This is a genomic window from Pseudomonas sp. R37(2017), assembly GCF_002113375.1.
GTDB lineage: Bacteria > Pseudomonadota > Gammaproteobacteria > Pseudomonadales > Pseudomonadaceae > Aquipseudomonas.
This window is the reverse complement of sequence record NZ_NEHO01000027.1, coordinates 41858-52865: the sequence shown is the minus strand read 5'-3', so window position 1 is coordinate 52865 and position 11008 is coordinate 41858. Positions and strand designations below refer to the sequence as shown.

Below are 11008 nucleotides of genomic sequence, written 5' to 3'. Positions count from 1 at the left end.
CGATAGCAACGTTGTTCATGGCAATGATCTCCGATTAGCCCCCTGTGAAAGCTTAGTGAGCGATCACAGGGGGTGCGGCGGGGGTAGCCATTTCATTAGGGGATGGGTGATTTGACGGTCAGGCCGGGTAGTTGGCTCGCAGCGCCTCAAGCCCACCCCGATAGATGCCGGTGAACAACGCCTCCACTTCCTCGTTGCTCACACCCACCGGTTCGAACCGCCCGGACCAGGTCACCCGCGCGCCCTCGCCTTGTGCTTCAACCTTGATCGTCGACAGATAGTCAGTCGCCGGAAAGGGTGCCTGCAAAATCGAGTAGCTGTAGGTTTGGCCCACGTTGTCGAACGCTTGCAGGCGCTCGACCACGACTGCGCCATCCACCGTTTGCAGGCTGCGCACGCGCCCGCCTTCGCTGAGTTCGCTCTTGGGAATGAACGGCAGCCAGTCCGGCAGCGAGTTGAAACCGCCGATCAATTGCCAGATCTGTTCGGCCGAAGCCGGGATGTCGATGAAAGCTGATGCAGTTGCCATGAAATATTCTCTCTGATCAATAAGGTTCAGATCGCCAGACTGTCGACCACGCCGCCGTCGACCCGCAGGGCCGCGCCGGTGGTGGCCGAGGACAGCGGCGAAGCGATGTAGGCCACCAGATTGGCAACCTCCTCGACATCCGCCACGCGCTGGATGATCGAACTTGGACGGGCCTTGCGCACAAAAGCGTCGGCTTCTTCCCGAACACTGCGCCCTGATTCGGCTGTAGCGTCCTTGAGCATCTGCTCCAGGCCATCGGTCAAAGTCGGGCCAGGCAGGATCGCGTTGACCGTCACACCCGTGCCCGCCAGACGCTTGGCCAGGCCATGGGATACCGCCAGGTTGGCGCTTTTGGTCACGCCGTAGTTGAGCATGTCGGCCGGGATCGCGACCCCGGACTCCGATGACAGGAAAATCACCCGCCCCCAACCCTGCTCGACCATGGCCGGCACATAATGCCGCGACAGACGCACACCCGAGATCACGTTGACCTCATAGAACCGCGTCCACTCACTGTCAGGCGTGTCGAAAAAATCCACCTCGTTGAAGATCCCGAGGTTGTTCACCAGAATGTCGGCCCGTGGCTCGGCGGCGAACAGTTTCGCGGCGCCTTCGGCGGTGCCCAGGTCCGCGGTCAGGCCGCGCAACTGTGCACCCGGCACGCTCTGGCGAATGCTCGCCAATGCCTGCTCGACCTTGGCCGTCTCGCGGCCGACCACCACCACCGTGGCGCCGGATTCGGCCAGTGCCTTGCTGATACCCAGGCCGATGCCGGCGGTGCTGCCGCTGACAATTGCCAGTTTTGCGCTCAAATCAATCTTCATGCTCAAGCTCCAATGAGAGGCAAGGGTGCGCGCTCGGAAACCAGCTTCGCCTCACGCATCGCCTGCCAGAACGCAGCGGGAATCACCGCCGACAACGCGGCCACGTCTTCGGCAATTCGCTGCGGGCGGCTGGAACCGGGAATCACCGCGGCGACCGCCGGGTTAGCCAACGAGAATTGCAACGCCGCTGCCTTGATATCGACACCGTGGGCCGCGGCGATGCGTTTGATTTGCTCGACCTTGCCGATGATCGCCGGGCTGGCCTTCTGGTATTCGAAGTGTGCACCACCGGCCAGAATGCCCGAGCTGTAAGGACCGCCGACCACGATTTCGACGTTCTGCGCCAGGGCGGCGTCCATCAAACGCTGCAAGGCGCGATCATGATCGAGAAGAGTGTAGCGACCCGCCAGCAGAAAACCGTCCGGCTGCGCTTCGCTCAGATCAAGGGTCAATTCGCATGGCTCAACCTTGTTCACGCCCAGGCCCCAGGCCTTGATCACACCCTCTTCACGCAGGCGGGTCAGCACTTTGAAGGCACCGGTACGGGCCTGGTTGAAGTACTCCAGCCACTGATCGCCGTAGAAATCCTGGGCGATGTCGTGCACCCAGACGATGTCCAGGCGATCGGTTTGCAAGCGTTTGAGGCTGTCTTCGATCGAACGCAGGGTCGCGTCGGCGCTGTAGTCGTTGACGATCCTGTTCGGGCGCCCGTGCTCGAACACCCCGCTCTTCTCGCCCAGATCACGGGCAGCGGCGTCTTCGACTTCATCGAGAATCACCCGGCCGACCTTGCTGCTGAGCACATAGTCGTCACGGTTGTAGCGCGACAGCGCGGTGCCCAGGCGAATCTCCGACAGGCCCGAGCCGTAGAACGGCGCGGTATCGAAGTAACGCACACCGGCATCCCAGGCGGCGTGGACCGTCGCCTGCGCCTCTTCTTCCGGGATGGCGCGGAACATGTTGCCCAGCGGCGCTGTGCCGAAACCCAGCGCGCCGGGCAGTTTGTCTTTCAAGCTCATGGTGAATCCTCTTGAGTGTCAGGGGTCAGTTGGCTGACCGTTGAGCAGATCCTAGATTGCGAGGATCTGACCGTCCAAGACATAATCTGCAAAACTTGAGTCCCTTAAGGTCTTACATGATCGACATCCGCCAATTGCGCTACTTCGTAGCCGTCGCCGAGGAAGAACACGTCGGACGCGCCGCCGAACGCCTGCACATTTCCCAGTCGCCCCTGAGCCGACAGATCGCCCAGCTCGAAGAACGCCTGGGCCTGACCCTGTTCGAGCGCAGCCAGCAACGCATCCGCCTGACCCGCGACGGCCAGACCTTCCTCGCCGAAACCCGCGCCCTGCTGACCCACGCCAATCGCCTGGAGTCCCTTGGCAAACGCCTGGGACGCGGTGAAGAAGGCGGCTTGTGCATCGGCTACATCGAAAACGCCATGCACGCCGGGGTGCTGCCCAATGCCTTGCGCGTATTGCGGGTCAACCGGCCGAACGTACACGTGGCGCTGTACAACCAGAGCTCGGCCGAACAACTCGAGGGCTTGCGCCAGCGCAGCCTGGACATCGCCCTGGTCAGCGAACCACCGAGCGTTGATGACCCGGACCTGCTGGGTTTTCAGGTGCTGGACGACCCGATGCTGCTGGCCCTGCCCGAGCACCATCCGCTGGCGCAGCAGACTGTGCTGACCCCGGCCGACCTCGTCGACCAGGAGTGGATCGGCGTGCAGCACCACCAGAATGTCACCAGCCGGGAAAACTTCGTCAGCGCCTGCATCCGCGCAGGCTTCACCCCGGATATCCGCATGGAAGCCACCGGCCCCTTCACCGCAATGGCTCTGGTGGCCTCGGGGCTGGGCATCGCCATGATTCAGAAGGGCTTGAGCCGCAACGCCCCACCGGGCGTGGTGCTGCGGGAAATACCATGGATTTGCTTCACTCGTCCGTTGTGGGCGGCATGGCACCGGATCAATTTGCGGCCGCTGGTGGAGACCTTCCGCAAAATGCTGACCGAACCTGAATCCACCCCCTGACCCTGTAGGAGCGAGCCCGCTCGCGATGACGGCAGCACATTCGACATCCATGTAGCCGGCACACCGCAATCGCGAGCATGCTCGCTCCTACAATGGACCCCAGCCCCCAGCGAGCCTTCCACCATGAACCGCAACGACCTGCGCGCGTTGGTGTCGTTTTCCGGGGACTTGAGCGGGGTCAACGATAACGATCCGGCAGAACGCTGGTTGCGCTCGAAAATTGCACAGCACATGGCGGCGCCACCGTCGGGGCAATGATCGATTGCAGGACCACCGGTTCAGATTCGCGCAGGTACACCGGCATGTCGGTGACCGGTGGCATGGCCGGGATCTCGAAGTACATCTGCACCACCCAGCCACGGTGATAGCTGGCGTGGTTGACCACGTGCATCAGCATCGCGCCGGCGCTCATGATGCCGCTTTCGCCCGAGACAAAAGTGAACTCCACGGGCTTGTCCAGGGAGGCATCGGTTTGCCGGGCGCTCCAGTCGCAGTACCAGCGATCGATCTCTTTTTGCGCCGTGCGCAGTTCGGACAGATTGGCATGCAGCAGGTCGTGTGAAGTCTTGAAGCCATGCCCCCGGCCTTCAAGGTGCGCCCGCCAGATGCAATCGACCACGTAGACGTGGTTGAGGGTGCCGATCATGTTTTTGAACACCGACACCCGTTCTTTTTTGACTTCGCCTGGAGGAAGCGCCGCAAGGCTGTCAAACAGTCGCTGATTGGCCCAGCGTTTGTAATCGGCCAGCAGACAGGCAGTGCGTACGGTGATCATCAGAGTTCTCCGATGGCAGTAAGCGCACTCCCCAGCATAGACCCAATGGTCGCAAAGCAGTGCCAGCCCTGATCATCGGTCGTTCAGGCGCTTCACCACGTGCTCGGCGAGCGCCAGGCAACTGGTCAGCCCCGGCGATTCGATGCCGAACAGATTCACCAGTCCCGGCACGCCATGTTCGGCGCATCCGCTGATGAGAAAGTCGGCGGCCGGCGCCGTCGGCCCGTTGATTTTCGGGCGAATTCCGCTGTAGGCCGGTTGCAGGCTGTTGTCCGGCAAACCCGGCCAATAACGGCGGATCGCCTGATAGAACCCCTCGGCCCGGCGGGGTTCGACACGGTAATCAATGTGCTCGACCCATTCGACATCCGGCCCGAAGCGCGCCTGCCCACCCAGGTCGAGTGTCATGTGCACGCCCAGTCCCGCGCTCTCCGGGGCCGGATACACCAAGTGGCGAAACGGCGCACGGCCGCCGAAACTGAAATAACTGCCCTTGCACCAATGCGCCTCGGGAACAAATGCCCCAGGCAGACCGACAATGGCGCGCGCCACGTCGGCAGCGGACAGCCCCGCGCAGTTGATCAATTCACGGCAGCGCAGCGCCATGGGTTGGCTGCCGCCCATGTGCAGCTCGAAGCCCTGCTCCGTGCAACGGGCCGAGAGCAACGGTGTGTGCAAGGCCAGCGTCGCGCCGAACCGCTCGGCATCGCCCTGGAGCGCCAGCATCAGGGCGTGGGAATCGATGATGCCGGTAGAGGGCGACCACAGCGCCGCGACGCAGGACAGCGCCGGTTCAAGCGCCCGGGCCTGCGCGCCATCCAGCCATTGCAGGTCATCGACACCATTGAAACGCCCCTGCTCCAACAGGCGCTGCAAAGCCGAGCGCTGCGGCTCATCGGTGGCCACGATCAGCTTGCCGACGCGCCGGTATTCAACGCCATGTTCATCGCAAAACCCGTAGAGGCGTTGCTTGCCCTCCACGCACAACCGGGCCTTGAGACTGCCACTCGGGTAATAGATACCGGCGTGAATCACTTCCGAGTTGCGTGAGCTGATCCCCATGCCGATGCCCCCGGCGGCCTCGACCACAAGCACCTCCCGTCCGCTCATGGCCAGGCTCCTGGCCACCGCCAGCCCGACGACACCCGCCCCGATCACCACGCTTTGCATATCGACGTTCAACGCCCCTGCCCTCCCACGGCTGCTCTGGCTGTCGATAGTCAATCAGGCCGGAGAAAATCACCAGTTGCAAGGCCATGAAGCACCCGCCCATATCCAGGGTCGACAGCGCCATGGAACTCTTGGCGACCCCCGCACCTCCTAGATTATGTGGTACTTCAGTTATGCTTCATGCTGTCGGAGGACACCATCATGCGCCGTCTGTTTATCATTTCTACGCTGGTACTTTGTTTGCCCGCAGGTTCCGCACTGGCCGACGTGGATGCAGGTGACGTCGCCACTTCCGCCGGGGTTTCCGCCTCGCTGTACTCGACGTTCAAAGACCACAAACTCATGATTCCCGCCCGGGATGACGCCTCCAGCTTCGTGGCCAGTGGCGGTACGATTCGTGGTGCTTACCTGGAAGCGGTCTTGAAAAAAGTCCGTCAGGACAATCCCGCCCTGAACAACGCAAGCGACGAAGACCTGGCCCGCGCCATTCTCGTCCAGGAAGGCGTTGCCGCCGATCACTGACGATCGTCATCGCCAGCGGTGGGGCGTGTGACAACGGGATAGCGTTTGCGGCCCTACCTGGCGTGCGTACCCGTGGACAAGCGCGCCCACCCGGCCACGAGCTGCGCGTTGATACTCACCCCGCCGCACACCACGATCACCACATCACGGGCGTCGGCAATCGCCGGATGATCGAGGTAGGCAATCGCCAGTGACACCCCGCACGCCGGCTCGACCAGCTGGCGCATATCATTGGCGTAACGCACCACGCCCATGATCGCCTCATCATCACTGAGCACCACGCACTCATGGGAGAAATCGCCGATGTGCCTGACGGGCCAGGCGGCTACTTGCGCGGCGCCCAGGGAGGTGGCGACCGTGTCGATTTTCGCCAGTTTGACCGGGTGCCCCGCCGCCACCGCCGCGGCGAACGACGCCGCCCCTTCGGTTTCGCAGGCCACGATGCGGCAATCGGTGTGCCGATGACGAATCAGGCCGGTGAGCAGCCCCGCCAGCAAGCCACCGCCGCCCACCGATGTGACCAACACATCCACTGGCGGACAGTCTTCAAGGATTTCATCGACCATGGTGCTGTGCCCTTCCCACAACATCGGGTGATCGAAGGCCGGCACGAATTCACTGCGCGGGTCCTGGGCGAGTTCCCGTGCCCGTTGATTGGCTTCGTCCCAGACCTTGCCGTGCACGATCACCTCGGCGCCGGTCTGGCTGATCCGCGCCCGGGTGCTTTGCGGGGTGGTGTTCGGCACCACGATGCAGGCCTTGAGCCCCAGGCATGCAGCGGCCATGGCCGTGGCCAGCCCCGCGTTGCCGCCGGAGGGACAAACCACCTTGCGCTTGCCCTGCTGCGCCGCCTGGCTGCACAGCAACCCGATGCCGCGTATTTTGAACGAGCCGCCAGGTTGCAGGTTTTCCAGTTTCAGCCAGATACGCCGGGTCGGGGTCGACAGGCCAGGGTGCAGGATCAAGGGCGTGCGGATATGCAGCATATGGGCTCCTGATACACGCCACCGGTTCGTCGAGTCACCGCGAGCCGGTGGTGAACGGTCCTCTCTCCCAAGCTTAGTTCACCCGGCAAGTCGGAACGCCGCATCGCAGCGCCTACAATGAAGGGAGGCGTCTGCCGCGTGTGAGGTACTAATGAAAATCTCGGCCAAACTGGCGTTTTTCGCCATCGTCAGCACCCTCGCCTACCTGGCCCTGGCGATCTGGGGACTGGGTGGTTTCGTGGCCTACTTCAGCCATGGCTCACTGGTCATCGTGGCCCTGGCCACCCTTATCATGGCTGTCGTGTCACTGTTCACCGAAGTCAACCTGAGTTCGGGTGAACGTGAAGACCGGGCCAATCGCTGGGTAATCCCGGCCTTTGGCGTGATCGGCTTGCTGAGCGGATTTCTGCCGGCCTATACCGACCGCATCGATTTCTGGACCTTCGGTGGCGAAGGCGTGCGCTGGCTCGGGGCGCTGCTGTTCATCGTCGGCGGCGCGCTGCGGTTGTGGCCGGTGTTTGTGCTGGGCAAGCGCTTCAGCGGGCTGGTGGCCATCCAGCCGGGGCATCGGCTGGTCACCGAAGGTATCTACCGTAACCTGCGCAACCCCAGTTATCTGGGGATGATGGTCATCGGCCTGGGTTGGGCACTGGCGTTTCGTTCAGGGGTCGGGCTGATATTGGTGGCGCTGACGCTGATCCCGCTGGTCGCGCGCATTCACTCTGAAGAAGCCTTGCTCAGGGCGCAGTTCGGCAGCGAGTACGACGCCTATTGCGCCCGTACCTGGCGGCTGGTTCCCGGACTTTACTGAAGTAACCCGGTTTCCCCTGTAGGAGCGAGCAAGCTCGCGATGGACGTCAACGATAACGCGGGCTGCCTGAATGTCCGCGTTGTCCTGGCGTTGTTCGCGGGCAAGTCCACCCCCACATCAGACCGCCTGCAAGCGTATGCCTTCGGCATCCACCCGAACCCGCACCTCTTCATAACTTGCCAAGGTTCCATGCAACGTCTCGATCGGCTGCTCATGAGTCGCCGTGACAATCATCAAATCCGCCCCCGCCGCCTCGGCTGCCTGAATCCCCACCGGGGCATCCTCAAAAACCAGACACTGCCCAGGTTCGACGCCCAGGCGCCGGGCCGCGAGTTGGTACCCCGCCGGGTCGGGTTTGCCCGCTGTGACATCTTCGGCTGTCACCATCACCCCGGGCTCGGGAATGCCCGCTGCCGCCATCCGCCGCAACGCCAGTTCCCGCGGGGCGGACGTGACGATGGCCCACTGATTGGCTGGCAATGACCGCAAGAACTTCGCCGCGCCCGCCACTTCCAATACCCCGTCGACATCTTCGATTTCCGCTTCGGTAATCCACGCGGCTTCAGCCCCGGCATCCACCCCGGGCAAGCCCAGGCGCCGGATGGTGTCGATGGCACGGGCACCGTGGATGGTCGGCAGAAAGCTACCTGCGTCGACGCCATGGCGCACGGCCCAGGTTGTCCAGACTCGCTCGGCGGCGGCAATGGACGTCAGTACGGTGCCGTCCATGTCGAACAGAAAGGCACGATAGGTCGAGTTGAATACAGAGTGAGCAGACAAGGAAAGGAACCTCGCAGGTGCCGGACGGATTTGCCCGGCAATGTAGCATCTGCGGGTGCGTCAGTTGAGTCGTTTGGACTTGAAGGTCTGGCCCACGCAATCGAGCAGCCCGCCGATCATCCAGGGTTTCTTGATGAAAGAGACCGCGTGCCGCACGCCCGCGCTTTCAGGGGTTTCGAAACCGGACATGATCATGATCGGCTTGTCCGGCCAGCGATCGCCGAACTGGTTGGCCAGGTCCGCGCCATTGAGCGTACCGGGCATGGTGATGTCTGTGAGCAGCATGCCCACCTGCGGCGCATGCTGTTCCAGATAGACCGCGGCCGCGTCCGCACTGATTTGCGGCTCGACGACAAAACCTTCCTCCTGAAGAATTTCACAGAGGAACTCGAGGATCACCGGGTCGTCCTCAACCACCAGAATCAATCCACCCGGAAGATCTCCACCCGTCGTCGGTATTCGACTCATGACCGTGCCGCTCCCCGATTGCCTCAATGATTCCGCGACATTGGATCCGCCGCATACAGTTATGAGCAACGCAGATCGCGGAAATTCATTTTTGATTCAACCAGGCCAGCAGCACTCACCTGTAGGAGCGGGTGCCCGCTTGCGGCATGCTCGCGATGGTCGATAACGATAACGCGGGGAACCTGATGCCCCTCGGTGTAGCGTCCACCATCGCGAGCATGCTCGCTCCTACAGGGTATTTCGGTTGGTTGGACTTACTGCGACATTTCGCTTTTTTTCATCGCATCCTTGGACATTGCGTCTTTTTTCATCGCGTCCTTGGACATTGCATCCTTGGACATGCTGTCTTTGGACATGGCGTCCTTGGACATCGAGTCGGTCTTCTTCATCGCATCCTTGGACATGGCATCCTTGGACATCGAGTCCTTGCTCATGCTGTCGTTGCTCATGGTGTCGGCTGCGAACACAGAGGCAGCGCCAACGGCCAGGCACATGGACAGAACAACGGTGGTCAACTTTTTCATGATGAATCTCCTTGGAGCACGGGTTTGTGGACGGTGAATGATTCGGCCGTTCATCAGCTGCCACCAAACCAGTTGTAGCCCTGGTCTTCCCAGTAGCCACCGCTGTAGGTGTTGCTGACGAAAATCGCCTGAATGTGTTTGGGATTCTTGTAGCCAAGCTTGGTGGGCATGCGCAGCTTCATCGGGAAGCCGTATTGGCGCGGCAGCACCGCGCCGTCATACGTCAGCGTCAACAGGGTTTGCGCATGCAGTGCGGTGGCCATGTCGATGCTGGTGTAGTAGTCGTCGGCGCATTTGAAACCTACGTATTTGGCATCGGTATCAGCGCCGATGCGCTTGAGGAAATCACTGAATCGCACGCCGCCCCAGCGGCCGATCGCGCTCCAGCCTTCGACGCAAATGTGCCGGGTGATCTGTTCGGTCTGGGGCATGGCGCGCAGCTCTTCGAGGCGCCAACTGCGCTTGTCGGCAACCAGACCGGTGATTTCCAGGCGATAGCCCTCCTCTTCCACCGTCGGCGCCTCATCGATGCCGTAGAAGGCATTGAACGGAAATGGCCGGGTGATCATCGATTCGGGATAGGTCGGTGCCATCGCATTGGGATTGAACAGCCAGCCCTGGACCCGATCGTTGAAGCGCGACATGGACGACAGCGCGGTCTCGACACTTTCGTTATCGGTGATGTTGCAGCCGGACAACATGGCCACGCCACCGAGGGTCAGGCCGCGCAGCAGGAATGCACGGCGCGAGCGGTCTTCGATCTGCGGGGCGAGGATCTTGCGGGCATCGCTGAGGATCGATGCCTCATCCAGCCCGGGGACTTGAATACGCTTTTTCATACCTGCTCCTTGCGGCCGACGATCATGGCCAGCAGCGTTTTCGGCACCAGCGCCACCATCACCAGATGCACCGCCACGAAGGCCACCAACAGCGCCATGGCGAAGAAGTGCACACGGCGTGCGCCTTCGTAACCGAACAGCAATTCGCGCAACAAAGGGAACTGCACCGACTTCCACAACACCAGCCCGGAGAGCACCAGCAGCGTGATGTCGACCATCACGAACAGGTAGGCGAAGCGTTGCACCTGGTTGTAATGACTGAGGTCGGCGTGCCCCAGTTTTCCGCGCAAGGCCGCCCACAGGTCATGCAGCACGCCTTTGGGCGAGACCGGGAAGAAACGCCGTTTCAGGCGTCCGCTGAACAGGTTGAAGGCCAGGTAGATCAGGCCGTTGATCGCCAGCAACCACATCGCCGCGAAATGCCATTGCAGCGCGCCGCCCAGCCAGCCGCCGAGGGTGATCGACCTGGGAAAGCTGAATTCGTAGATCGGCGAGGCGTTGTAGATGCGCCAGCCGCTGGTCACCATCACCAACACCGCCAGGGCGTTGAGCCAGTGGGTCAGGCGCAGCCAACGTGGATGACTGGACTTGGGTGAAGCAGTTGACTGCGACATGTCCGGCTCCGGTTTGTTGTTCGTTGGAGCCGAGTATGGGAGCCGGAAGATCGCCAAATCCTCACGTAAAGTTAAATTAAACGTGATAACTCACTCGTAAGGAGCACCGAAAACCTGTGGGAGCGAGCCTG

General features: G+C 61.9%; 14 protein-coding genes. 3 read left to right on the top strand and 11 right to left on the bottom strand.

What is annotated here, in order from left to right; all coding sequences use genetic code 11:
* Positions 1 to 118 precede the first annotated feature (118 nt).
* From CAG47_RS26560 to CAG47_RS26550, 3 genes are read right to left on the bottom strand one after another with little or no spacing between them, the layout of a single operon-like run.
* Entirely contained in the window at positions 119 to 529 is a 411-nt protein-coding gene (locus CAG47_RS26560) for an SRPBCC family protein (RefSeq protein ID WP_085729186.1), read from the bottom strand.
* A 26-nt stretch (positions 530 to 555) separates the two neighbouring features.
* Entirely contained in the window at positions 556 to 1353 is a 798-nt protein-coding gene (locus tag CAG47_RS26555) for an SDR family NAD(P)-dependent oxidoreductase (RefSeq protein ID WP_085729184.1), read from the bottom strand.
* A gap of 2 nt (positions 1354 to 1355) precedes the next feature.
* Positions 1356 to 2372, bottom strand: coding sequence for an aldo/keto reductase (locus CAG47_RS26550; protein WP_085729182.1), 1017 nt, complete (start codon positions 2370 to 2372; stop codon positions 1356 to 1358).
* Between the two features lie 116 nt (positions 2373 to 2488).
* On the opposite strand from CAG47_RS26550, the gene CAG47_RS26545 reads away from it, so the two are divergent.
* Complete coding sequence (locus CAG47_RS26545) at positions 2489 to 3388, top strand: LysR substrate-binding domain-containing protein (protein WP_085729180.1); 900 nt, start codon at positions 2489 to 2491, stop codon at positions 3386 to 3388.
* A 178-nt stretch (positions 3389 to 3566) separates the two neighbouring features.
* On the opposite strand, the gene CAG47_RS26540 is transcribed toward CAG47_RS26545, so the two are convergent.
* On the bottom strand, positions 3567 to 4163 hold the full coding sequence (locus CAG47_RS26540; protein ID WP_085729178.1) for a DinB family protein: 597 nt from the start codon (positions 4161 to 4163) through the stop codon (positions 3567 to 3569).
* Positions 4164 to 4235: 72 nt separating this feature from the next.
* Entirely contained in the window at positions 4236 to 5345 is a 1110-nt protein-coding gene (locus CAG47_RS26535) for an NAD(P)/FAD-dependent oxidoreductase (RefSeq protein ID WP_085729176.1), read from the bottom strand.
* Between the two features lie 189 nt (positions 5346 to 5534).
* On the opposite strand from CAG47_RS26535, the gene CAG47_RS26530 reads away from it, so the two are divergent.
* Complete coding sequence (locus tag CAG47_RS26530; protein ID WP_085729190.1) at positions 5535 to 5855, top strand: DUF2388 domain-containing protein; 321 nt, start codon at positions 5535 to 5537, stop codon at positions 5853 to 5855.
* Positions 5856 to 5908: 53 nt separating this feature from the next.
* Here CAG47_RS26530 and CAG47_RS26525 read toward each other — a convergent pair whose 3' ends face one another.
* Positions 5909 to 6841, bottom strand: coding sequence for a pyridoxal-phosphate dependent enzyme (locus CAG47_RS26525; protein WP_085729174.1), 933 nt, complete (start codon positions 6839 to 6841; stop codon positions 5909 to 5911).
* A 151-nt stretch (positions 6842 to 6992) separates the two neighbouring features.
* Here CAG47_RS26525 and CAG47_RS26520 point away from each other — a divergent pair, with 151 nt between their 5' ends.
* Complete coding sequence (locus tag CAG47_RS26520) at positions 6993 to 7652, top strand: isoprenylcysteine carboxylmethyltransferase family protein (protein ID WP_085729172.1); 660 nt, start codon at positions 6993 to 6995, stop codon at positions 7650 to 7652.
* 117 nt (positions 7653 to 7769) lie between these two features.
* Here CAG47_RS26520 and CAG47_RS26515 read toward each other — a convergent pair whose 3' ends face one another.
* From CAG47_RS26515 to CAG47_RS26495, 5 genes are all read right to left on the bottom strand, one after another.
* Positions 7770 to 8432: an HAD-IA family hydrolase gene (locus CAG47_RS26515; protein ID WP_085729170.1), complete on the bottom strand. Its 663-nt coding sequence runs from the start codon at positions 8430 to 8432 to the stop codon at positions 7770 to 7772.
* A gap of 60 nt (positions 8433 to 8492) precedes the next feature.
* Entirely contained in the window at positions 8493 to 8900 is a 408-nt protein-coding gene (locus CAG47_RS26510; RefSeq protein WP_085729166.1) for a response regulator, read from the bottom strand.
* 254 nt (positions 8901 to 9154) lie between these two features.
* Entirely contained in the window at positions 9155 to 9424 is a 270-nt protein-coding gene (locus CAG47_RS26505) for a pentapeptide MXKDX repeat protein (protein WP_085729164.1), read from the bottom strand.
* A 53-nt stretch (positions 9425 to 9477) separates the two neighbouring features.
* A complete protein-coding gene (locus tag CAG47_RS26500) occupies positions 9478 to 10263 on the bottom strand; it encodes a molybdopterin-dependent oxidoreductase (protein WP_085729162.1) in 786 nt (261 codons plus the stop codon).
* Entirely contained in the window at positions 10260 to 10877 is a 618-nt protein-coding gene (locus tag CAG47_RS26495) for a cytochrome b/b6 domain-containing protein (protein WP_085729160.1), read from the bottom strand. Before CAG47_RS26495 ends, CAG47_RS26500 begins: the two co-directional genes overlap by 4 nt.
* Positions 10878 to 11008: the final 131 nt, after the last annotated feature.